Below are 21,709 nucleotides of genomic sequence, written 5' to 3' on the forward strand. Positions count from 1 at the left end.
ACTACTCCTCCATGCTCGCGATCACTTCTGCTAATTTTTCATGTAATGTCGCGGGTGCTTTTTCCTGCTCAGGTTCAATTTCGCGATAGGCAATATCCAACAAGGTATTGGGTGATAACGATTCAACTTTGCCCAAATCTTCAAACAACCACTCACTGGCAGCTGCGCCTTTAGACACCCGCTCAATACCACAGAACTTAATATCCTTTCCTTTTAGCGCTTCATCAATCTCGGCCCGAAAGCGGCTATTGGTTTCAGCTGCAGATAATTTTAAGCGAACATAGGGAGCGCTATCGAACTTGCTAAAATCCTGCGCCGCGATAGCTTCGCATAATTCAGCCAAGCGCTTTGCACCATCTTCAGGGATATATAACACATCTTTAAAACGGGGAACGTAAAGGGGGTTTACATCGACCAGACCTTGCTCATTAAATTCAGCGAGCAATACTTGATGCTTATAATTGCGTTCGGAAAATGACATTGGCAAAGGTGTGCCGCAGTATCTGATAGCACTTTGCTTAGCGACGGTTTGCGCTTTATGTAAATGGCCTAGCGCAACATAGTCAAACTGCTCGCCAAACACGCCGGCAGACACCGCATCAAAGCCGCCAATGTTGAGGTTACGCTCAGAATCTTCAGAAATCGTTCCACCCTTGGCGTGCAGATGCCCCATTAGCACAATAGGACCTTTCACTTCTTCTATCGTGCTTAGCGCATGCTGATAAGCTAATTGTACCCCGGTTTGATAGTCAAACTCGTCATCTAGCGGTTTTGGTAAATCAGCACTGCGCAAAAATGGCATTGCCACAACATGCATATGCTGCGCGGCGATGGGTAAATCGATAACAACTTGTTCAGGCGCTTGCTTGTTAAAGCGTCCAATAACATGGGTGTTGAATAAGGTTAAGAGTGGTTTTGCGGTTTCAATGCGATTAGCGGAATCGTGGTTGCCTGCAATCAGAATAATGTGCAGCTGAGGACACAGTTGAGATGCTTTTTGGATAAAGGTATACAGTTGCTTTTCAGCACTCGCGGGCGGTGTTGCGGTATGAAAAATATCACCGCTGATCAACAGTACATCAATTTGCTGTTCAACCAGCGCATCGCATAGCCAGTCTAAAAACAGCTGATGCTCTTCACTGCGATCATGCTCGTAAAACGATTGCCCTAAGTGCCAGTCAGACGTGTGTAAAACCTTCATTTAGCGTTCCTTTTCCTATAGAAACGCTAATATAGCATCGTCGAGCAATATTCGTCTTGTGAATATTGACGCTTTAACAGCTTAGTGAGTCAACTGCCACCAAGCAAAAATGATTATAGGTAATGCCAGTAAAAAGAATTTAGCAGGTAACTTGAAAACACGACTATGCTTATCTTGCACGCGTTTAATCGCCGATTTCTCGTTACAGGCAGCTACTTTATCAACATAAAAATAGCCGTCATCTAAATAATCTTTACAGTTTTGTTCGTCTGCAGGAATTGCAACAAACTTCTCTTGTTTTTTTAGTATGTAGAAATCCATACTGCCCACCACATTCGATTCGCTAAACGGGTATTTAGTACAGAGCAAAACTAACGCCAGTTTTACCCATAGATTGTAAAGTGCGCGATTTTAAAGACAAACTTGGGTCAATATCAACAACTAATTTTGTTTTCTTTATTTATTTATAAAATGTAGACAATAACCCAGCAAAATACCTTTTTGGCATACAAATTAATTTTTTTGAGCATTGTATTTTTTCTATCAAAAACAACAGATTAAAAAACACTCAAAACAGCGTAATTTCAGTCGTGCCTAAATCTTGTTACTTTATCTCAAAACTTTGATTTATGTGTTTTTATTTGTCAGTTTATTGACACGTAGAAGGTTTTATTTGTCTTCCTTTGTCACCATGCAAATCCCCTCTACTCACTCCGAGCAAAAACTGAAATAAAAATGTTTATTGGTCAATGCTTTGGCACGATAAAATGGGAAATAACAATGAAAAAATCAACACCAGCCATGCCTTTATTGGTTGCACTAGCGCTATCCGGTGTCGCACACGCCAGCGCCATTTCGCAAACCAAAGGGCATTTTGAAGATAAGTTTCGCCAATTAGATGAGACTTTACCGACCCCAAATATCTACCGCAGCGCAGCCGGTGAGCCCGGAGAGCGTTATTGGCAACAAAAGGTGGATTATGATATTGATGTAAACTTGGACGAGAAAGCCAAAAGGTTAACCGCTACGCAGACCATACATTACAAAAATAACTCTCCTCACACCCTCAAATATTTATGGCTACAATTAGACCAAAATATCTTCAAAAATGATTCAATTGCTGAACGCACTGCAACTTTTGGGAACGAATTACAGAGTAATCCGGTTACAAAACATGCAAAAATTTCACTAAATCAACTCAGACGCCAGCAGTTTATGGATGACACTGAGCTTGGTTTTATCATCAATAATGTCAAGGACGGTCGCGGTAAACCGCTCAAGGTCACAATTGTTGATACCATGATGCGTGTTGACCTAAACGAACCACTCAAATCAGGTAAAGATCTACAATTTAGTATGGACTTCGCCTTTAATATTGTTGAAGAAGATGCCGTTGGCGCACGTTCGGGTTATGAGCACTTTGAAAAAGACGGTAATGACATCTTTTTGCTCGCGCAATGGTTCCCTCGCCTAACGGCGTATACAGATTATGAAGCTTGGACCAACAAGGCGTTTCTTGGCAGTGGTGAATTCACGCTCGAGTTTGGTGACTACGACGTTGAAATCACGGTGCCGGCCGATCATATCGTTTCTGCAACCGGTGAGTTAGATAACCCAAAGCAAGTTCTGAGCAAAACCCAGCGTGACAGACTAGCGCAAGCAAAAACAGCAAAACGCCCGGTATTCGTCGTTACTGAAGAAGAAGCGCTAGAGAACGAAAAAGCGGGTACAGACGACACCAAAACGTGGCGCTTTAAGGCCAAGAATGTGCGAGATTTTGCTTGGGCTTCATCACGTAAATTTATGTGGGATGCTAAAGGCTATCAGCAAGGTGGTGACGAGCAGCCTCTCGTGATGGCCATGTCATTTTACCCCAAAGAGGGGGGTGACTTGTGGAAAAAGTACTCCACCGAAGCCGTTATTCATACCATGGAAGTCTATTCACGCTTCTCGTTTGATTACCCCTATCCAACCGCGCAATCAGTAAATGGTCCTGTCGGTGGGATGGAATATCCGATGATCACTTTCAATGGTCCGCGTACGAAATTGCAAGATGATGGCTCTCGCACCTATTCACTGGCCGAGAAACGTTTTTTAATCGGCGTTGTCATTCACGAAGTAGGGCACATCTACTTCCCTATGATAGTCAACTCAGACGAGCGCCAATGGACATGGATGGATGAGGGCCTCAATAGCTTTTTAGATGGCGTTGCTGGCCGCGAATGGGATCCCACCATTCCTTGGGGCGTTGAGCCAAGAGATGTTGCTGCCTACATGAAATCTGAAGATCAGTCTCCAATCATGACGCAATCAGACAGCGTATTGCACTTAGGCCCAAATGCCTACACGAAACCTGCTGCAGCGCTTAATATTCTGCGCGAGGTGATTTTAGGCCGTGAGCTATTCGATTTTGCATTTAAAGAATATGCCCTACGCTGGAAATATAAACGCCCAACGCCAGCAGATTTCTTTAGAACGATGGAGGAAGCTTCTGGGGTCGATTTAGATTGGTTCTGGCGTGGCTGGTTTTACAGCACAGATCATGTCGATATCTCATTAGATAAAATCTATCAATTGCGGTTGGACACCAAAAACCCAGACATCGATTTTGGCCGCCTACGAGAGTTTGAAAAGAACAAACCAATGTCGTTATTCGTCAAACGCAATCAAGAACAAGGGCGCGCACTTTGGATTGATAAAAACCAAGACATAACAGACTTTTACGATAGTAATGACCAGTTTACGGTAACCAATGAAGAACGAAATGAGTATCGTGAGTTTTTATCTGAGCTTAAACCTTGGGAAAAACGTACTCTTGAGCGCGCGGTAAAAGAAGACAAAAACTATTACGTACTTAAGTTTGGTAATGTCGGTGGACTCGTGATGCCAATCTTACTTGAGCTCACGTACCAAGATGGTAGCAAAGAAGAGCGGACTATCCCTGCCGAGATTTGGCGTCGCAATGCCCGTAACGTCAGCAAGCTAATTATTACAGATAAAGATAAACCGCTTGCGTCCGTGACCGTTGACCCGCGGTGGGAAACTGCTGACGTTGATATTGAGAATAACCATTACCCAAGACGCATTATAGAATCTCGCCTAGAGCTCTATAAAAAGAAAGAACGTGAAGGTAAAGTGTATCGCGATATCATGCAAGACGTTAAAGCCGAGCTAAAACCACTTGAAGAGAAAAAGGATAACTAATGAAAACCTGGCGCTTAGCCTGTTTATTTGTGCTGATTTCACCGCTTTGTCAAGCGCACCAATTAAAAGCAGCGGTCACCACGGTGTTATTTAACGAACGCAGTGGTAATATCGAAATCATGCACAGATTCTATCTCCATGATACTGAGCATGCGGTAGAGAGCCTATTTAGTCACAATGCCGATATATTTAACAATGTTGCTGATAGAGTAAGCTTTGCGAATTATGTCAGTAAGCGCGTTGAATTAAAAACAGGCGCAGGTAAAGTGCTGCCCTTAAATTTGGTTGGTGCGGAAATTGATGGCCAATTTTTTTGGGTATATCAAGAAACACCGCTGTTCTCACCAATAAATGAACTTAAAATGCGCCATAATGCACTCAGAGATGTGTGGTCAGAACAAGTCAATTTAGTAAACTTTGAAGGCAAAGGAAAAGTCAGGTCGTTGCACTTTGATGGTAATGATGATTGGCTAAGCATCACGTTTTAGGTTATCTAACTCGCTAAAGTTAAAAGGCACTCCGGTGCCTTTTTTACTTTATCAACTCAAGTTCTGCGCTAAAGTTAAAGAATACTTTTTAATGCACGATGAGGAAAAGGAATGATAGCCTCAATAAAGCTGGTGTTGACCTGCATATTACTGACGTCATTTAGCGTCTGTGCAAACGATTTAGTGCGCTATAACATCTCTAAAGAATTTGCAGATCCAAAACAAGACTACTACATCGCGTTATTAAGGCTGGCTCTAAATAAGAGCCGCGATAAATATGGCGCTTACCAACTCAGTGAAAACTCTTTCGATCATACCCCTCAAGGACGCACCTTAGAAATTTTGGAGCAAGGGAAGCTTTTAGATGTTCACTGGAGTATGACATCCATCAAAAGAGAAAAGAGTTTAGCGACGGTATATGTGCCGCTACTAAAAGGAATGATGGGCGCGCGTTTATTTCTCATCCACAAAGATACCGAAGAAAGACTCTCTTTGCTTCACTCTCCCGCCCAATTAATGAGTTTCACGCTTGGTAGTGGTATCGACTGGCCCGATACTTCAATCTACGAAAAAAATGGCTTTGTTGTAGTCACTAGCATGGCTTCTTTGCTACCAAAGATGTTAGAAGAAAAACGCTTTGAGCTCTTCCCTCGCGCACTTCACGAACCATGGACAGAGTTACAAAGCATGGATAGCACAGTAGTAGAGTCTAGGTTCGCGTTTTGTTATCCCACTGCTATGTACTTTTTCGTCAATAAAAATAATAGTCGACTCAAAGAACGCCTTAGCTATGGCCTCAACAAAGCAATAGAAGACGGCTCGTTTGATAGACTATTTTTCAATCATCCAATTACTCGTGAAGCCATTGCAAAAGCCAAATTTGAGGATAGGAAAGCTTTAAAACTTCAAAACCCAAACTTGAGTGGTCACACAAGGGATACCCTGTTTAACGCCAAATATACTTGGCAACCTATCCACCAGTGCATATCGCCCAACTAGGCCCAGTCCAGCGTGATAAGCTACTGACACTTGAATTATCGGCTTTGGTTAATTAATTTGGGATTGGTATGTGTAAGTAAAGGATCTACTAGTTTTTTGTAGATTTATCAGCCTAATCAGTAATTCGTTTTATACGATAACATCGCACACCAGCGCTTAGTGCCTAAGCCCTGTTTATCTTTCAAGTTTGTTTTTGCAGCAACGGTCAACAGGCCCTAGAACTTTCAGCTAGAATGAATTCACCACCAACAAATAACACAAATAAAGAAGGCCATTACCTTGATCAATATTCCACCCAATATCCCACGCTCAAACAGCCCGATTGGTCGAAAGCTTGGTAGCTTGATGCTTAAGATGATGGGATGGAAGATAGCTGGCACCTTCCCAAGTGAAGAAAAGTTTGTAGCAGCCGTCGCGCCGCATACGTCAAACTGGGACTTTTTTATTGGCATTGCTGTCAAGCTTGCACTTGATGTTGAAATTCGCTTTTTAGGCAAGCACACCATTTTTACCCCACCATTTGGCTGGTTATTACGCAAATGGGGTGGAATTCCGGTTAGGCGAGATACACCGCATGGTATGGTCACGCAGGTTCGCGATATTTTTAATGCCAGCGACAAATTGATTTTGGGCTTAGCTCCAGAAGGAACTCGTAAATACACTCCAGAATGGAAAAAAGGCTTCATCTACATTGCGCAATCCGCCGAAGTCCCCATTGTGCCTATGGCAATAGACTACCGCAGTAAAACTTTTGTTATTATGCCTGCGATCGACAATACAACAGAGCTCACGCCAGATCAGTTACTTAATCAAGTCAAACTACAATTTTCAAAACAAATGGCAAAATACCCTGCACACGCATCAGGACTATGAATAAAAATATCGATGAAGATCAAAAAGATTAAATTGAAATACCATTATTTCAGACAAAAAATAATAAAACTATCAGCTATTTCAAAAAATAAAGCTAATCCAATCAAACACTTTGAAACAGCACACTTTGATTACATTAGCTTGACAATTACAAGCCATAACACACTTAACACGCTCACATTGTAAAGATTTGTTAATGACATTTATACATATATATCATGAAGATATTTAATTTTAACCATCAACAATGAAAACATTCAGTAAATTAAAAGTTGATAAGAAGGCCGCATCATGAATAGTATTTCACTACTTATTAACGTCATCGTGGTGAATTATGCGAGTGCTCATTGTTGCATTACTTATTGGTTTTATTGGAATTGCCTTTTGGAAAATGATGCCAGAAGCTCAACCTTCACAGGTAAATTTAATTCAAGCTTCACACAACTTAGAAACTGATAACCAGGCAACTCCAAAGCATGAGACGCTTGAATCGAGCCCTGAGCAGGTCACCCCTACAGCGACGCCAATACAAAAGGGCAACGACTTTTACGCTGTGAATAAGGTATCAAATAAAGCAAAAGCAGTGCTTTCAGCCGCAAAGGTTTTACCACAAGATTTAAGCAACGAAGCGTATATTGAGTTTGACTTACCTACACTAAGAGAATTAGAAGGCGGTGATAACTTTGAATTGTTAATTCCGCAAACACAAGAGTCATTTGTAGCAGAAGTGACAGGCATATCTTTAGCGGAAAACGGCGATAAAAGTGTTTTTGGTAAGGTAACCGGTGCTGATGGTCGTTTCCATACCACCGTTTTAACCGTAGGCAAAGACGCCGTATATGGTCAACTTACCGCCCCAAGTGGCAACTATGTATTTGAATCAAAAGATCAATTTGGCTGGATTGCTGCCAAGCGAGACTTATACCGCTCCCACAAAGAAGAAGAACTACATCCGCATGATAGCCATGACGAAACAGACCATAACTCAGTTTCTGTGAAGAAAGATATTTTTCAACCCAAAAGTAACGTTAACTAAAAAGAAAGGAAAAACAATGAAAACAACAGTAAAGGCAGCATCGCTGGCAACGGCACTCGCTCTATCTGCAAGCGCATCAGCAGTAACCGTCGATATCGGCATTCTTTATACCGATCAATCTGCGGCTGCTACGTCAAACATTAATACTAAAATCAATCAGCTGATTGCGTTTACAAACCAAGTTTACAGCCAAAATGGCATCGATCTGCAACTACGTCTTGCAGGTACACAAAACTTAGGTAACTACAACATCACACCAACGAGTGCTTGGTTAGATTCTGTGACTAACAGTAGCTATGTAGCTAACCTTCGTAATACTTGGCGTGCAGATATGGTTGCGGTACTTGGTACAGGTGAGCGCAATGGTAACTACATCACATGTGGTCTAGCTTGGGTAGGTCAAGGTAGCAATGGCAACCTATATTCAAGCATGAGCAACCGTATGTTCAGCATTACAGGTATCGATTGTGGTGCAACAACCTTTGTACATGAGCTTGGTCACAACCAAGGTCTAGCGCATTCACGCAAACAAGGTGACACCAGCGGTGGTGTATACGTTGATGGCATGGGCCACGGTGTACAAGACAACTTTGCTAGTATCATGGCTTATCCACATGTATTTGGTAATGCAACACAATACGACTACTTTGCTAACCCGAACTGGTCTCTTGGCGGCGTGCCTTATGGTGTAGTTGGTCAATCATATGCTTGGAAAACGGTAGATGCGACTAAAACGAGTATCGCAAACTTCAAGTAATCGCAATGTAGTTAATTAAGCACTACTGCAATAAGTTAAAGTTTCAAACTAAAACACACCCAAACCCGCGCTCTTAGCGGGTTTTTTTGTGCTTTGTATGCTTATTTTTCCAGCCATTGATTGATTTCTTGATACATAAAGTCGCGGATTAGAGGTTGCGCTTCTTTGTTGGGGTGTAAGTTATCGCTTTGCATTAATTCCGGTTTGGCCGCCACTTCTAGCATAAAGTAGGGCATTAGGTAGCTACCGGTTTGCTCTGTCACTTGTTGGTAGCTCTCGGTAAACATACTGGTATAGCGAGGACCTAAATTAGGGGGGATTTGGATTTCCATTACGGCAACGTTGGCGCCTGCTTGTTGGCTAGATTGCACCAGCAGTGTGAGATTTGCCTTTAACCTTTTTACAGGAAATCCGCGTAGGCCATCATTACCACCCAATTCGATTAATACATGAGTAGGCGAAATCGTTTTCAATTGCTGATTTATTTTTGCCACAGCATTACCTGTTGTTTGACCGCTAACGCTAACATTGATAATTTCGATCGGATTTTGTTCTGTTTCGTATTTATTTTGTAACAATTTAACCCAACCATCATCTTGTTTCAGGCCATAAGCGGCGCTTAAGCTATCACCAACTATCATGAGTTTTTGCTTGGCATTTGCGCTTAACGGCGTCATTACAATAACAAGTATGAACAACAACTTTAGGAAATAGTACTTCATGTCAGTGCTTTCTCAGTTAAATATGATCCAAGTAAAAGGCCTTACTAAACAGGTCTCTACCGTTGAAGGTAATCTCACTATCCTTAGTGATATCGATTTCACTGTCAAGTCAGGTGAGTCCGTGGCTATCGTTGGCGCTTCAGGCTCAGGTAAGTCAACCTTACTTAGTTTGCTTGCCGGATTAGATATCGCATCCAAAGGAGAAGTTCATTTAGATGGCGAATCATTACAAAAAATGGATGAAGAAGCTCGAGCTCAACTGCGAGCAGAAAAAGTCGGCTTCGTATTTCAGTCATTTATGTTAGTGCAAAGCTTAACAGCACTTGAAAATGTGATGCTTCCTGCTGAATTAGCTGGGGACAAAGGTGCAAAAAATCAAGCGACAGAGTTATTAGAAAAAGTTGGCTTGTCTCATCGTCTAACGCACTATCCTTCACAACTTTCGGGTGGCGAACAGCAACGAGTGGCTATAGCCAGAGCCTTTGTTGGCAAACCCAAAATCCTATTCGCCGACGAACCATCGGCTAATTTAGACAGCAAGAACGGCCATCTTATCGAGCGTTTGCTGTTTGACCTAAACAAAGAGAATGGCACCACTTTGGTGCTTGTTACCCATGATGAGCAACTCGCTCAACAGTGTGATCGCATCATTCATATTGAAGCTGGAAAACTAGAAGTAATAAAACAAGGAGCGGCTGTCAATGTGGTTTAAGTTAGCACTTACTTTATTCTCTAGGGAATTTAGACGAGGCGAGCTCACCATCATCCTAGCTGCAATTGCGCTTGCAGTATTGACTGTGTTTAGCTTGTCTTCCATTACCGAGCGGATCCGTTTGAATCTAGAACAAAAATCCGCAGACTTTATCGCTGCTGACAGGCGGCTTTCGAGCAACCATGATTTCGACGACCGAGTACTGACCACAGCACGAGAGTTTGGCTTAAATACCGCCAAGCAAGTGTATTTTGACTCGATGTTATTTGCCAACGATGAGTTAATACTTGGCGCGCTAAAAGCGGTGACAGATACATATCCACTTAGAGGTAAACTTACTTTAAGAGATAGCCTTAATGGCGAGAATTACCAAGTTCAAGCCGCTCCGAAAAAGGGCAATGTATGGCTCAGCGAAGGCTTGTTTTATTCCCTTGGCCTTAAAATTGGCGATGTGGTAGAAATAGGGGCAGGGCAGTTTACAGTGAGTAAGGTGCTTATTAGCGAGCCTGATGCCCCTTTCTTCTCGCTGGCGGGGAACAAACGCGTCCTTATTAATCATGATGATATTGCGGTGACTAAAGCCATTCAACCCGGGAGCCGAGTATTCTACCGACTATTATTTTCGGGCTCAGAGCAGCAGCTGGGAGAGTACTACACTTGGCTCAAGCCACAACTCAAAAGCAACCAATCTTGGCAGGGAATAAAAGATAGGCAATCACCTTTAGGTGAAAACTTAGCTCGCTCAGAGAGCTTTTTGCTCCTTGCTGGACTATTTGGGATCATGCTCGCTGCCGTAGCGATGGCGGTTTCTGCAAAGCGCTACTGTGAGCGCCAATATGATCCCGTCGCCATGATGAAAACGCTCGGAGGTAGTCGCAAAACCATCCGCCGTATTTATCTTTTACACCTTTCTTTAGTGACCTTTTTTTCCGTTGTAGTCGGTCTTGCTATCGGTTACGGGCTGCAAAGTGTTGGGGCCGCTTACCTGATTAACTTTATGGATACGGCCCTGCCTGAAGCAGGGTTTAGGCCTTGGCTGTTGAGCATTGCCGTGGGTGTGGTATGCGCAATGATGTTTTCATTAAAACCACTATTAGATTTATTTGATATCCCGCCGCTGCGCGTCCTAAGACGCAACCTTGGAGACACCATCGCGATTAGTCGAATTCATATGGCGCTTTCAGTATTAACAATTTTCGGGTTAATGTGGCTATTTAGTCGCGATATTAAGATCACCGCGATTTTATTCGGCGCAACCTTGCTACTCATGGTCGTGCTATACGTGATCTCACGACTATTATTTTCAGCGGGCAGAAAACTAGGGTTGAGCCCGGGATCAAGTTGGTCTCTTGCCATTGCCACACTGCAAAAACGTGCCAATGCAAATGCGGTACAGCTTATTAGCTTTGCTCTGGCTATCAAATTAATGTTGTTTTTAGTGGTGCTGAAAAATGACATGATCTCAGATTGGCAGATGCAAGTTCCTGAAGACGCACCCAATGCGTTTTTTATCAATATCATGGAACAAGAAATTCAGCCAATGCAAAGCAAACTCGATGAAAGTGGCATCAAACATGAACATTTTTATCCCGTCTTTTTGGGTCGTGTAAATGCGCTAAATGGCGAAGAGTTTGCACGCAGGGTCTCACTGCAAGAGGGTGAAGAAAAAGACGAAGATGCACGTGATGGGGTAGGGCGCGAGCTCAATCTTACTTGGTTAGATGAATTGCCAGCGGGTAATGAAGTAGTCGATGGCGAGTGGTTTGATGACTCTGATGCGCTTCAAGTTTCCGTCGCTCAAGGGCTTGCCGAGCGGGTAGGGATAAAAGTGGGGGACACGCTTAGCTTCCTAATCAATAGTCAAACAATTGAAGCCAAAGTGACGAGTTTACGTAGTGTCAATTGGGGCTCGCTGAAACCTAACTTTGTGATGATATTCAACGATAAAATCGCCGGCCAATTCCCTGTGACTTACTTTACTGCCGCCAAGCTTGAAATAGCAGACACTAAGGTTATTAGTCAGTTTTTGAAAGCGTATCCAACAATTAGTATGATCGACATTCAGAGCCAGCTCAAACAGGCACAATCGATGATTTCTCAAGTCTCACTGGCGATTAGCTTTGTACTTAGTATCGTGCTTATCAGCGGTTCTTTGGTGCTCATTTCTCAGGTTCAGGCAAGCCTTGCCGAACGTATGCAGGAAATCGTTATCTTGCGCACACTCGGTGCCAGAGGTCGTTTGATAAAACTCGCCACGCTTTATGAATTTTTATTACTTGGCGGATTAGCAGGACTGGTAGCTGCCGTGGTCAGTGACATTGCACTGTTGGTGATCCAAGTTCAAACATTCGATGTGGATGGCCGTTTGCACCCCTATATTTGGCTATTAGGGCCTGCAACTGGCGCAACATTCGTCGCTGTGATTGGTTACTTTATGGTGGCGAACACCATGAAACAAAACACGCAAGGGCTACTACGCAAACTCGCATAAAACTTCGAAAAGACTAAAAAGTGGCTCACCGTTACCATCAGTGAGCCACTCATCTCGCAAAAGCAAAACTCCATCGTCTTGATCTTTACAAACTTCAATTACGTACCTACCTTTAAGTAGGGCTACGCAGTACACATGCGAAACCAAAGGATATTAAAAATGGATAGGATACCGGTTAAAGGCATTATTTTTGACCTAGATGGCACACTAGTGACATCTGAACTCGACTTCTCACTTATTCGGGCGCAAATTGGCTGTCCGGTAGGGCAAGACTTACTCAGTTTTATCAGTACATTGCCTTCACCTTACATGCGTGAAGAGGCCATGAACATCGTCCACCAACATGAATTATGTGACGCACAGCACTGTGAAGTTATTCCTGGGGTTAAGGAGTCTGTTGCGCACCTTTCGAGAATGGGGGTCCCGCTTGCCGTTGTGACCAGAAACTTTGCAAAAGCGGCGCGATTGAAGCTTAAAACAGCGGGATTGCCAATTCCATTGATTTTAACAAGAGACGATGCGCCAGCCAAACCAGACCCAGCCGCGCTGCTGCAAGTTGCTCAGACCTGGCAAGTGCCACCTTATCAATGTGTTTATGTTGGCGATTACCTCTACGATATAGAGGCAGCACATAACGCCAATATGCCGTCATGCTTGTTTGCCCCCAATGACAAACCTCACTACGCAGAGCAAGCAGATGTCGTCATTAGTCACTTTGCTGAGTTAGTTGATGCGCTGTACACGCTAGACATGAGAAGACACCGCTACTTAGCCTAGCGCAATAACATTGAAGCTATCAGTTATGTGTTATTTGGTAGTTTGCCTTTTTTCCCTCAGTCGACTCAAATGACCCTTTGTCACCCACCGCAATCGCGTCAACATCGCTCTGTACCACCGTAAAATTACTATGTGCTTTACCGTGCTTAAAACGACCATCGTGCATCAATACAACCTTACCTTGTTGCCCAGAAAAGCCCCCGGTTACTGCTTCAAAGCCATTAAACTCAACATCTCCTTCTTCGGTATAGTGAAGCTGATAATAAACTTCGCTACTGCCTTCAATTTCGCCTTCATAACTGAGGCTCACCACGGCTTTGGAGAGTTTAGCACCATCATCAAATTGTTTTTCTGTGGTTTCTTGCCAATTGATAATTTCGTACACACCTGTTAGTTGCATCGCATTTCCCTTAATTTTATAGTAGAAGAGTTTGACCTTGCTCTGCAGTTTCATGCAGCTTGTTTTAAATCTAGCACGCAATTTAAAATTGGTATTGTAAAAACACGACATCAAACAATAAGCTCTATCCATAACAAGGCAGCGATGAAATCTAACCTTAGCCCAATCAACGGCGTACTTCACCAACAACAAAGCGCGCCAAACTACCAGCTTAGACGGTATTTCCCATGCACAGAGTTAAAAGATCTTGTCGAGCAATTTTGGTTTGTCGACTGGTGTTTGCCGGATAATAAAACTCATACACAAAGAAACTTACCAGATCCCAACTTTCATTTGCTGCAAAGTACCGATGAAATAAAAATTATTGGCCCTGTAAGCAAAGTATACGATTACACAATGCGTGGAAAAGGGCAGCTCTTGGGGGTTAAATTTAGGGTCGGTGCCCTAGTGGAGCAATTTAATATCACCCCTTTGGCATGTGTCGATAAAACCTTTTCTTGGGAGCATCTTTGCGATGTGCCATCGAGTCCGCTGGTTTCTTCATTAACCATGGCAAGTGATGATGCAGAGCGGGTAAAAGTGCTATCACAATTTTTAATGTCGTTTACACTCCCTCAAAGCACAGGTGCTGCTATGGCTGAATATATTCTCAACACCTTGCAAGATCACAGCGATATTTTTACGGTTGAGCAACTTGCTAAACACTGCGACATGCCAATACGACAAATACAAAGGCTTTGCCAACACTACATAGGTTTTAGTCCTAAATGGCTAATTCGAAAGTATCGCCTGCACCAAGCACTTGCAATGCTTGAATCCAATGTGACTACGATGGCAGATATTGTTGCTCAGTTGGACTATACCGATCAGTCCCACCTTATAAGAGATTTTAAAGAAATAATCGGCACCACTCCAAACCGTTATCTCAAGCGCCCCTAACAGGTACTTCGCCTCTATGTGTTGTAATGCCCCTTTACAACGCCACAACGCAATGACACTTAAGCCTCAATCGCTTTACAAATTAGTGCAATTGCACCGCTTGTCATCGAGACATTTAACGCTTCTCTATCTGGGTGACACTCCATAGCGAGTGCTACCCCATGTAAATAATCAACCAGTAAGCAAATCGCATCTTGTTGTGCCTGCCCTTGTAATTCAAGCGTTTGAGTCACTTCTTCAAATCGAGTTTGAAATACTTGAGCTGGACCTACTGAGTCCATTGATAGCAGCACAGTTAACAACCCTGGATAGTCATCGAGTAGCTGTAAATAACTTGCACTGAGCTTTTGTAGTTCTGTTTGCCACTTTTCAGCGCAGCTAGGTTCATAGATTTCATCGACTAAAGAGCAGGTCAAAGCTTCAAGCAAAGCCTGTTTGTTTTTAAAGTAATGATAAATTGCCATCGCATCGACATTTAGGCTGCTCGCCAACGCTCGAATACTAGGCACTTTTCTGCTTTCCTTCATCTGCAATTTGGCTGTTTGTATGATCCGCTCCTGACTTAGTGCTTCACCTTCAGCTAATGGTCGGCCACGCTTCTTATCCTTGACACTCATTGTTTACTCTCGCTAAGATAAAATAAATTCTACGCCGTAGAATTTATTTTATCTTGAAATAGTTTAGAGTTCAATTGGAGTATAAGATGGCAAACATCGTCTATATTGGGGCAAGTCTAGACGGCTTTATCGCGGGTAAAAACAACTGCTTAGACTGGCTACACGATTTACCCAACTCTGAAGGTTCAGACTTGGGGTTCGCCGATTTTATGGCCCGCGTAGATGCCATCATCATGGGACGTAATACCTTTGAGACAATCCAAGGATTTGATTGCGAATGGCCATACAATAAACCTGTTTTTGTACTAAGTAATACGCTTAAAGATGTACCAAAAGCCTTTTCAGATAAGGTGTCGCTTGTACGAGGTGAACTGACAGATATCGTCAAACAACTGGCTCAGCAGGGCTTTAAAAACCTTTACATTGATGGCGGAAAAACCATACAAAGCTTTCTTCAACAAGATCTCATTGATGAGCTAATTATCACGACCATTCCAACTATTTTAGGTGGCGGAATACCTTTATTCGGAGGATTAAACGAACCGCTTAAATTTAGACATGTGAATGCTGTGAGATATTTAGATTGCGTGGTAAAAAATTACTACATACGCCAAAGGTAACCCTAAGAAGGCGCTTAAAATAAGCGCCTACAGTATGCAACTAAGCGCACTGCTTATCACCTGACGTAGCCTCCATCTCTGCATGCTTTAACTGATATAAATCACGCCAAAGTAGAGGGATGATAATAACGGTTAACGTGATGTTTGAGATAGGTACCGCAAGCCACACCCCATCAACACCAAACCAGAAGGGCAATAAATATAAAAACGGCAATTGCACCAACATATTTCCAAGCGAAATAGCCAACGCTTTACCGCCTTTACCTACCGCAACAAAGTACATCGAGGTAAGAAATATAAAGCCATCCAAGAATAACGTGGATAGATGCAGCTGCAAACCACGCTCGGCCGCGCTGAGCAAAGCCAAATCCTCACTGAAGAGCCCAAGTACATCCTTCGGAAACAGATAAAACATAGTTACCATCATCACACCAAAACCCAAGCTCACTTTGAGCGCCAGCTTAAACATAGTGTGAATGCGCTGGTAAAGGCCTGCTCCATAATAATAACTGATAGGCGGCTGGACACCATTCGCTACGCCTTCTGCGATAAAATAGTAAATAACGCCAAGGTAACCAACCACAGCGAAGGCCGCCACCTCAACTTCACTGGCAAATATCAGCAACTGCTTGTTATGTAACGCAACGATAAAGCCAAAATACAAAAACATCACCAATCCTGCTGCGCCTTGCTTTAGTATTTCTAGGGCTAGGGGCTGATTAAACGCACCTTTGGGTTTATTTTCTTCACCAGAAGTGAGTAAAAAGTAGAGCGCTGCAAGTGCGACTATCCCTTGTGAAATCAGCGTAGCAAGTGCAGCACCGGGAAGTTGCCATTGCATTTCCACAATCATAAAATAATCGAGCACTATGTTGCCGAGCGCCCCTACAATCAGCAAAGCCGTTGCCAATTCTGGTTTACCATTGTTTCTTAGTAGTAACGGCAACGCACCTGCCGCAATGGTAACCCCAGCTCCCCAATTCAATACCTGTAAGTAGGCCAAACTGGAATGTAAAAGTTCACCCGATGCACCTTGAAGCTCAAGCAAAGTAGGTCCGAATAATACAAGGACAGTCATTGCAACCACAGTCAAGATAGCGATGAGCCAAAAGCTAGTGCCCATCAGCTGCTGCACATCGGTATTGTCGCCAGCGCCACGATATATCGACAGCAAACTGCCAGATCCCATCCCGATTAAAACGCCAAAACCAATAATGATCCCTATAATGGGCCAAGCAAGGTTTACAGCAGCCAACCCCTGAGCACCAAGGTAGTGACCAATAAAAATACCATCGACGATTTGGTACAATCCATTGACCATCATTGCGACAACGGCAGGGATGGTATAACGCCAAAAAGTGCGGGTAACGTTGGTGTCTTTTGTGGGGGTTTTGCTCGCTGAATCTAACAGCATGATGAAATCCTTAAGCAAGAAAAACCGTTATTATCCTTGTAATTGAGATTGGTCAAAGTTAGTATCCATCCGAAATTCGGATAGGTTAATCATTATGCATTGGACACTCGATCAACTTGAAGCCTTTGTTACCGCCGTCAGGTTGGGGTCATTTTCAGCTGCAGCAAGACACTTGGGGAAGGCACAATCTCGGGTCAGCACCGCAATTGCCAATTTGGAAGCCGATCTAGGTTTTGCACTTTTTGACCGCTCCGCCAGACTGCCAGTGTTAAATCAAGCTGGTCTCGATCTGTTTAAAGAAGCTGAAGCGGTGCTCATGCAGTGTCAGCGCCTGCAATCAAGAGCCAATTCTCTTAATAGTGGCGAAGAGGTGCCTCTCACCGTTGCCATGGATGAAGCAGTGCCCATCATCGCATTTGAATCATTGTTTGAACGATTAGCTCAGCAATTTCCGCTATTAAAATTAGCCATTATTAATGGTTCCCAAGACGACATTGCACAATGGGTGAGCGCAAAAAGGGCAGAAATAGGCATTTTATTTCACCAAAAACCATTGCCAGAATCGCTGGATTTCACCTCAATTAGCAGCTTTAAACAAATCTTGATCTGCTCCCCTCACCACCCGCTTGCACAACATTCTGCTCCAAGCATTGAGGAGCTAAACCAACATCGGCAGCTCGTTATACGTGACCGCATTGGTAATACTCAGTCACAAGCCATATCTACAAGCCACTGGCACATTGACAGTTACTATTACATCATGGGTTTAGCCATTAGAGGGGTTGGTTGGGCATTAGTACCTGAACATGTTGTCAACACGCCATGGTACATGAACGAACTGGTCGAGCTATCAACCGAACATATTCCTAACCCGCTGGTCGTCGAAATGGGTATCGTGCAACGCAGAGATCAAAGCAAAGGGCCTATCGTGCGATGGCTATACAACGAAACAGCAAGCTTATTTTGACTAAACGTACACTGTCAATTTAAAGCCATATTGGCTCGGCAGAGACTGGCATTTTTTCTACACTGGTGGTTAAATTAACCTGTTTTGGATAAATTACCTTTTAGCAAACGCCAGTAACAAAAGTTCACATTTACATAGTAGAGTGGAATTAATACTGAGAACAAATATAGGAGCACGTAGTCTTAGCATTTAAGACCGCAGTTAGGATACATTATGTTTGATAAAAATACGCTTATTGAAGCTTACGAAAACGTTTTAATTACACTTATTAAAAGGCGCATCAACGAACTAAAATTTTATGTAAATCAAAGCGCTTATTCTCATATGTCGTTATCTGTTGAGTTTTGGCATTACGATGTAAATTGGAATATCTATAGCCTGCCAGAAAGCCGTTTTGAACAACATAAAAACGTTGCCTCAGACGAGTTTATCATCTTATCTGACTTTGAAGATGACTGCGCAGAAGTCAGTAAACTGAGAGACATTTTCGAGAGCTGGGAAGATATAGAACTCGTTGAAGACGAGGACGAGAATATGGACCTGTTGTTCAAGCTTTCTCATGAAGCACTCGCCAAGGCGCTATGCGGAAACGCAGTAAAACCACTATTGTTAGACATCTTTGCTGAAAATAAGGCATTAAAAAACAAACCGCTTAACGAGCTTATCAAAGTAGAAGATCCGGACGGACGTTTCGACCTCAACTTTGTAGAAGCTGTTGCTTAGTAAGCCTAGATAATATGTTTTCCAGACTACTTTGAATAAGCCCCGTAAAGGGGCTTTACACGCTAGTTCATCTTACGTGCTTTCGTGATTGCAGCTTGAATGGCAGCTTTTGCCTGCGGGCTGTTTTTCCAACAAGTTGTTTGCAACATAGAAGCGACCCGCTCAGCTATTTCTTCAACTTCATAAGTCGCAAGTTCACTCAAACTGCAAATACCGATTTCTTCAAAACGCTTTATTACCGTAGGGCCGACTCCTTTGAGGGCGAGTAAGGTGTTCTTTTCACTTTCAGAGAAAACCATAGATCAGCTATCCTTTTCTTTATCAAAACAGTCAACATTAGCGCGATAATATTGAAATCCTATCACTATCTTGGCTTGAGAAGTCTGGATCAACGTAAATATGCATTCTTGTGATCAAGTTATCAGAGAATTCGAACACACTACAAAAACGGCCAGATGAAATTTGATTATCAGGCCAGTGCGTCCCATCACGCATCACACCGCCTTCGCGCCCTTCAACAACAACTGTTTTTCCAGACACAATGAAATTAAAATGCGCAATATCGTGCCAAATGCTGTTGAGTGAGCTGCCAATTTTATCGCCAAACTCAAGTAATGCTTGCTTACCAACAGCGTCACCAAACTTTGGAAAAAAGAAAGTCACTTCATCATGAAATAGGTCTAAATAGCTTGAATCTCCAACATCAATCTTTTTAAAGTACTCAGTCACCAATTCAATTAAGGTATTTTTATCCATCGTTTTTTCTTCCTAATCCTTTGCAATTAATTTGTAATCTCACTCTCTTTATTAGGGCAAACAAAATAAAAACAATATAGGTAACCTGAACTTAGATATTTTAGTAACTTAACTAACCTGAGGTTTGGATAAGGAATGTTCCAACTCATTGTTGCTAAAGCACAACTTAGTTTTCTCCTTATCTAGCCAGAGAGTTTTAGGGAAAACAAGGCGAATTTACGCACCAATAGCTGGCTATTGGAAGTGAATTCAACGCAGTTAGCGCTAAAACTGGCTGCTAGAAAGGCATTAATTATCCGCAGCTCAGGTTAACTAACTTCTTATCCCGAGTTCAGGTTAGGTAATCTCAGTTGAAGAATTTGCGGTGCAAGGCTTGAAGTTAGTATTGTGCATTCCTCGTCTATAAAATAATTAACGTTATTTAATGCAATCAAAATACGCAAAATAACATCAAATGGCGACAACCAGCCCCAGCTTACTTTTCTCTACACAAAGCACGCATTGTATACCTCGAAAGGGAATGGTAACTTATTGATGAATTTACGTTTAAATTTATTGAAAGAGAGCTCAATGTTCAAACTAAGACCGTTCCAAGCCAATGATGTTGACAATATGGTCGTGATTTTGAACGATCCCGATGTCGTTCGGTATTTATCAACAAAAATTCCGCAACCTTACACCGAGCAAGATGCCATGTGGTGGGTAAATGAAGGCAGTAAACAAGGCTATGTTCGGGCGATTTGCGATGGTCAGCAGCTTATCGGCTGTATAGGTGTTAACCCTGGCGGGTTTGAATATGAGCGTTCTGGTGAAATAGGCTATTGGCTCGCAAAAAGCCATTGGCGTAAAGGAATTACTCATAAAGCCATTTTACACATTACGTCAGAGGTATTTAACGAGACCAATATTGAACGGATCTTTGCCGCAGTATTTGACGACAATCATGCATCAATGAAGCTACTAGAGAAGTCAGGTTTTGAGCAAGAAGCGGTGTTAAAACGCGCCATATTCAAAAATGAACGTTTCTATAACAATCATATTTTTACCTTATTAAAACCTTAGATATGTAGCTGTTTAGCTCGACCGTAAGTCGGCTACCCTAGCTGCTAAGTAGCCGATATAAACTTGTTAACCTAATGCAACTAACCTAGACCAAAGTAAGCGCTATCTCTAGCGACTCAATCTGCTTTTTTAAGCTTGGATTGATTTCTTCATCGGTAATAATTGTGTCAATTTCGTTAGCTGTAACAATCTGATAAGTAGCGACTTTATCTAGTTTATGACTCGGTCCCATAATCACAGTGTGGTCGCTCTGACGAATAGTAGCAGAAAGGATCTCCGCTTCTTCTATATAGCTCGCGCTAAAACCGTGGTGAATATGGAACGAGCAAATCCCCATAAAAACAATATCAAAACGGATCCGTTTCACCATTTCGATCGCCGTCATGCCTACCACCCGCATTGCTGGTTTAAACATAGGACCGCCTAATACAATCACATCCACCAGCGAATGATAGGCCAACTCTTTGGCGATCAGTGGACAACCCGTAACCACAGTCAACGGCATATTTTTAGGTAAGTGTTGTGCTAAATAACGGCACGTCTCGCCAGAATCAATCACTATCGTTTGTCCAGGCACGAGCATCGCTAAGGCAGGTTCAATATAACGAATTTTACTGGTATCGGGTTTATCTAAACGCTCGATATAGTCAGGAGTATTATCCTGCAGCGCTAAAGCGCCACCATGAACACGCCGCAGGAGCTTAAGCTCAGCCAGTTTGTTTAAATCCCGACGGATTGTGTCTTCGCTCACATCAAGTGTTTGCGCCAAGGACACTGAGGTGATCCGCCCTTGTAAATTAAGCTGATCGAGAATGAATTGATGACGTTCTGCCAATAGCATTGCATGTTCCTGCATGTTTTTGCGTAATTTTACTTGAAAAAGATCGAGATACAAGCGTATTATTTGCACACACATGCACGATAAAGCCGATTTAATATCAACAAACGCCT

Annotated in this window: 23 protein-coding genes; 14 read left to right on the forward strand and 9 right to left on the reverse strand. The window is 42.8% G+C overall.

Features of this window, described 5'->3' with window-relative positions; genetic code table 11:
- Position 1: 1 nt before the first annotated feature.
- Positions 2 to 1,201, reverse strand: coding sequence for an exonuclease SbcCD subunit D (locus tag L1271_RS05125; RefSeq protein WP_010605594.1), 1,200 nt, complete (start codon positions 1,199 to 1,201; stop codon positions 2 to 4).
- An 81-nt stretch (positions 1,202 to 1,282) separates the two neighbouring features.
- Positions 1,283 to 1,522: a hypothetical protein gene (locus L1271_RS05130; RefSeq protein ID WP_010376069.1), complete on the reverse strand. Its 240-nt coding sequence runs from the start codon at positions 1,520 to 1,522 to the stop codon at positions 1,283 to 1,285.
- A gap of 459 nt (positions 1,523 to 1,981) precedes the next feature.
- Between L1271_RS05130 and L1271_RS05135 the strand changes: the two genes are divergently transcribed.
- The 6 genes from L1271_RS05135 (at position 1,982) to L1271_RS05160 (ending at position 8,558) form a co-directional block, all read left to right on the forward strand.
- On the forward strand, positions 1,982 to 4,405 hold the full coding sequence (locus tag L1271_RS05135) for a M1 family metallopeptidase (protein WP_235367091.1): 2,424 nt from the start codon (positions 1,982 to 1,984) through the stop codon (positions 4,403 to 4,405).
- Positions 4,405 to 4,893 (forward strand): DUF6702 family protein, encoded by a 489-nt coding sequence (locus L1271_RS05140; protein ID WP_235367092.1) that lies wholly within the window; start codon positions 4,405 to 4,407, stop codon positions 4,891 to 4,893. Before L1271_RS05135 ends, L1271_RS05140 begins: the two co-directional genes overlap by 1 nt.
- 111 nt (positions 4,894 to 5,004) lie before the next feature.
- On the forward strand, positions 5,005 to 5,892 hold the full coding sequence (locus tag L1271_RS05145) for a hypothetical protein (protein ID WP_010605591.1): 888 nt from the start codon (positions 5,005 to 5,007) through the stop codon (positions 5,890 to 5,892).
- Between the two features lie 279 nt (positions 5,893 to 6,171).
- On the forward strand, positions 6,172 to 6,765 hold the full coding sequence (locus tag L1271_RS05150; protein ID WP_206471867.1) for a 1-acyl-sn-glycerol-3-phosphate acyltransferase: 594 nt from the start codon (positions 6,172 to 6,174) through the stop codon (positions 6,763 to 6,765).
- Positions 6,766 to 7,099: 334 nt separating this feature from the next.
- Complete coding sequence (locus L1271_RS05155) at positions 7,100 to 7,801, forward strand: hypothetical protein (protein ID WP_102058179.1); 702 nt, start codon at positions 7,100 to 7,102, stop codon at positions 7,799 to 7,801.
- 16 nt (positions 7,802 to 7,817) lie between these two features.
- Complete coding sequence (locus tag L1271_RS05160; protein WP_010605588.1) at positions 7,818 to 8,558, forward strand: reprolysin-like metallopeptidase; 741 nt, start codon at positions 7,818 to 7,820, stop codon at positions 8,556 to 8,558.
- A gap of 101 nt (positions 8,559 to 8,659) precedes the next feature.
- On the opposite strand, the gene L1271_RS05165 is transcribed toward L1271_RS05160, so the two are convergent.
- A complete protein-coding gene (locus L1271_RS05165; protein WP_010605587.1) occupies positions 8,660 to 9,280 on the reverse strand; it encodes an arylesterase in 621 nt (206 codons plus the stop codon).
- Here L1271_RS05165 and L1271_RS05170 point away from each other — a divergent pair.
- From L1271_RS05170 to L1271_RS05180, 3 genes are all read left to right on the forward strand, one after another.
- Complete coding sequence (locus L1271_RS05170; protein ID WP_010376092.1) at positions 9,279 to 9,992, forward strand: ABC transporter ATP-binding protein; 714 nt, start codon at positions 9,279 to 9,281, stop codon at positions 9,990 to 9,992. The two genes, L1271_RS05165 and L1271_RS05170, sit on opposite strands and share 2 nt — an antisense overlap.
- The gene (locus tag L1271_RS05175; protein WP_235367093.1) at positions 9,982 to 12,483 is read left to right on the forward strand and encodes an ABC transporter permease; all 2,502 of its coding nucleotides are present in this window, start codon (positions 9,982 to 9,984) and stop codon (positions 12,481 to 12,483) included. The genes L1271_RS05170 and L1271_RS05175 overlap by 11 nt, the downstream gene beginning before the upstream one ends.
- A gap of 159 nt (positions 12,484 to 12,642) precedes the next feature.
- Positions 12,643 to 13,260, forward strand: a complete 618-nt coding sequence (locus L1271_RS05180) for an HAD family hydrolase (RefSeq protein WP_069021016.1) — start codon at positions 12,643 to 12,645, stop codon at positions 13,258 to 13,260.
- Between the two features lie 19 nt (positions 13,261 to 13,279).
- Here L1271_RS05180 and L1271_RS05185 read toward each other — a convergent pair whose 3' ends face one another.
- The gene (locus tag L1271_RS05185; RefSeq protein ID WP_045988631.1) at positions 13,280 to 13,660 is read right to left on the reverse strand and encodes a DUF3224 domain-containing protein; all 381 of its coding nucleotides are present in this window, start codon (positions 13,658 to 13,660) and stop codon (positions 13,280 to 13,282) included.
- Positions 13,661 to 13,804: 144 nt separating this feature from the next.
- On the opposite strand from L1271_RS05185, the gene L1271_RS05190 reads away from it, so the two are divergent.
- The gene (locus L1271_RS05190) at positions 13,805 to 14,599 is read left to right on the forward strand and encodes a helix-turn-helix domain-containing protein (protein WP_235367095.1); all 795 of its coding nucleotides are present in this window, start codon (positions 13,805 to 13,807) and stop codon (positions 14,597 to 14,599) included.
- 59 nt (positions 14,600 to 14,658) lie between these two features.
- Here L1271_RS05190 and L1271_RS05195 read toward each other — a convergent pair whose 3' ends face one another.
- Positions 14,659 to 15,216 carry a TetR/AcrR family transcriptional regulator gene (locus L1271_RS05195; protein WP_235367096.1) on the reverse strand — a complete coding sequence of 186 codons (558 nt, stop codon included), beginning with the start codon at positions 15,214 to 15,216 and terminating at the stop codon, positions 14,659 to 14,661.
- Positions 15,217 to 15,302: 86 nt separating this feature from the next.
- On the opposite strand from L1271_RS05195, the gene L1271_RS05200 reads away from it, so the two are divergent.
- Entirely contained in the window at positions 15,303 to 15,836 is a 534-nt protein-coding gene (locus L1271_RS05200) for a dihydrofolate reductase family protein (RefSeq protein ID WP_235367098.1), read from the forward strand.
- Positions 15,837 to 15,876: 40 nt separating this feature from the next.
- Here L1271_RS05200 and L1271_RS05205 read toward each other — a convergent pair whose 3' ends face one another.
- Positions 15,877 to 17,250: an MATE family efflux transporter gene (locus L1271_RS05205; RefSeq protein ID WP_235367105.1), complete on the reverse strand. Its 1,374-nt coding sequence runs from the start codon at positions 17,248 to 17,250 to the stop codon at positions 15,877 to 15,879.
- A 94-nt stretch (positions 17,251 to 17,344) separates the two neighbouring features.
- On the opposite strand from L1271_RS05205, the gene L1271_RS05210 reads away from it, so the two are divergent.
- Both L1271_RS05210 and L1271_RS05215 read left to right on the forward strand, forming a co-directional pair.
- On the forward strand, positions 17,345 to 18,217 hold the full coding sequence (locus L1271_RS05210) for a LysR family transcriptional regulator (RefSeq protein ID WP_235367106.1): 873 nt from the start codon (positions 17,345 to 17,347) through the stop codon (positions 18,215 to 18,217).
- A gap of 213 nt (positions 18,218 to 18,430) precedes the next feature.
- Positions 18,431 to 18,940: a hypothetical protein gene (locus L1271_RS05215; RefSeq protein ID WP_102058171.1), complete on the forward strand. Its 510-nt coding sequence runs from the start codon at positions 18,431 to 18,433 to the stop codon at positions 18,938 to 18,940.
- A gap of 62 nt (positions 18,941 to 19,002) precedes the next feature.
- On the opposite strand, the gene L1271_RS05220 is transcribed toward L1271_RS05215, so the two are convergent.
- Positions 19,003 to 19,239: a helix-hairpin-helix domain-containing protein gene (locus tag L1271_RS05220; protein WP_010605577.1), complete on the reverse strand. Its 237-nt coding sequence runs from the start codon at positions 19,237 to 19,239 to the stop codon at positions 19,003 to 19,005.
- A 37-nt stretch (positions 19,240 to 19,276) separates the two neighbouring features.
- A complete protein-coding gene (locus L1271_RS05225; RefSeq protein WP_010605576.1) occupies positions 19,277 to 19,696 on the reverse strand; it encodes a nuclear transport factor 2 family protein in 420 nt (139 codons plus the stop codon).
- A 570-nt stretch (positions 19,697 to 20,266) separates the two neighbouring features.
- Between L1271_RS05225 and L1271_RS05230 the strand changes: the two genes are divergently transcribed.
- Positions 20,267 to 20,758: a GNAT family N-acetyltransferase gene (locus L1271_RS05230; protein WP_029215811.1), complete on the forward strand. Its 492-nt coding sequence runs from the start codon at positions 20,267 to 20,269 to the stop codon at positions 20,756 to 20,758.
- 85 nt (positions 20,759 to 20,843) lie between these two features.
- Here L1271_RS05230 and L1271_RS05235 read toward each other — a convergent pair whose 3' ends face one another.
- Positions 20,844 to 21,599: a DeoR/GlpR family DNA-binding transcription regulator gene (locus L1271_RS05235; protein WP_010605574.1), complete on the reverse strand. Its 756-nt coding sequence runs from the start codon at positions 21,597 to 21,599 to the stop codon at positions 20,844 to 20,846.
- Positions 21,600 to 21,709: the final 110 nt, after the last annotated feature.

Source organism: Pseudoalteromonas sp. OF5H-5 (assembly GCF_021530695.1).
Lineage (GTDB): Bacteria > Pseudomonadota > Gammaproteobacteria > Enterobacterales > Alteromonadaceae > Pseudoalteromonas.

What these genes read in the sequence shown, in the direction of transcription:
- L1271_RS05125 (WP_010605594.1), bottom strand. Translation starts at nt 1,201, where the DNA reads ATGAAGGTTTTACACACGTCTGACTGGCACTTAGGGCAATCGTTTTAC.
- L1271_RS05130 (WP_010376069.1), bottom strand. Translation starts at nt 1,522, where the DNA reads ATGGATTTCTACATACTAAAAAAACAAGAGAAGTTTGTTGCAATTCCT.
- L1271_RS05135 (WP_235367091.1), top strand. Translation starts at nt 1,982, where the DNA reads ATGAAAAAATCAACACCAGCCATGCCTTTATTGGTTGCACTAGCGCTA.
- L1271_RS05140 (WP_235367092.1), top strand. Translation starts at nt 4,405, where the DNA reads ATGAAAACCTGGCGCTTAGCCTGTTTATTTGTGCTGATTTCACCGCTT.
- L1271_RS05145 (WP_010605591.1), top strand. Translation starts at nt 5,005, where the DNA reads ATGATAGCCTCAATAAAGCTGGTGTTGACCTGCATATTACTGACGTCA.
- L1271_RS05155 (WP_102058179.1), top strand. Translation starts at nt 7,100, where the DNA reads ATGCGAGTGCTCATTGTTGCATTACTTATTGGTTTTATTGGAATTGCC.
- L1271_RS05160 (WP_010605588.1), top strand. Translation starts at nt 7,818, where the DNA reads ATGAAAACAACAGTAAAGGCAGCATCGCTGGCAACGGCACTCGCTCTA.
- L1271_RS05170 (WP_010376092.1), top strand. Translation starts at nt 9,279, where the DNA reads ATGTCAGTGCTTTCTCAGTTAAATATGATCCAAGTAAAAGGCCTTACT.
- L1271_RS05165 (WP_010605587.1), bottom strand. Translation starts at nt 9,280, where the DNA reads ATGAAGTACTATTTCCTAAAGTTGTTGTTCATACTTGTTATTGTAATG.
- L1271_RS05175 (WP_235367093.1), top strand. Translation starts at nt 9,982, where the DNA reads ATGTGGTTTAAGTTAGCACTTACTTTATTCTCTAGGGAATTTAGACGA.
- L1271_RS05180 (WP_069021016.1), top strand. Translation starts at nt 12,643, where the DNA reads ATGGATAGGATACCGGTTAAAGGCATTATTTTTGACCTAGATGGCACA.
- L1271_RS05185 (WP_045988631.1), bottom strand. Translation starts at nt 13,660, where the DNA reads ATGCAACTAACAGGTGTGTACGAAATTATCAATTGGCAAGAAACCACA.
- L1271_RS05190 (WP_235367095.1), top strand. Translation starts at nt 13,805, where the DNA reads ATGAAATCTAACCTTAGCCCAATCAACGGCGTACTTCACCAACAACAA.
- L1271_RS05195 (WP_235367096.1), bottom strand. Translation starts at nt 15,216, where the DNA reads ATGAGTGTCAAGGATAAGAAGCGTGGCCGACCATTAGCTGAAGGTGAA.
- L1271_RS05200 (WP_235367098.1), top strand. Translation starts at nt 15,303, where the DNA reads ATGGCAAACATCGTCTATATTGGGGCAAGTCTAGACGGCTTTATCGCG.
- L1271_RS05205 (WP_235367105.1), bottom strand. Translation starts at nt 17,250, where the DNA reads ATGCTGTTAGATTCAGCGAGCAAAACCCCCACAAAAGACACCAACGTT.
- L1271_RS05210 (WP_235367106.1), top strand. Translation starts at nt 17,345, where the DNA reads ATGCATTGGACACTCGATCAACTTGAAGCCTTTGTTACCGCCGTCAGG.
- L1271_RS05215 (WP_102058171.1), top strand. Translation starts at nt 18,431, where the DNA reads ATGTTTGATAAAAATACGCTTATTGAAGCTTACGAAAACGTTTTAATT.
- L1271_RS05220 (WP_010605577.1), bottom strand. Translation starts at nt 19,239, where the DNA reads ATGGTTTTCTCTGAAAGTGAAAAGAACACCTTACTCGCCCTCAAAGGA.
- L1271_RS05225 (WP_010605576.1), bottom strand. Translation starts at nt 19,696, where the DNA reads ATGGATAAAAATACCTTAATTGAATTGGTGACTGAGTACTTTAAAAAG.
- L1271_RS05230 (WP_029215811.1), top strand. Translation starts at nt 20,267, where the DNA reads ATGTTCAAACTAAGACCGTTCCAAGCCAATGATGTTGACAATATGGTC.
- L1271_RS05235 (WP_010605574.1), bottom strand. Translation starts at nt 21,599, where the DNA reads ATGCTATTGGCAGAACGTCATCAATTCATTCTCGATCAGCTTAATTTA.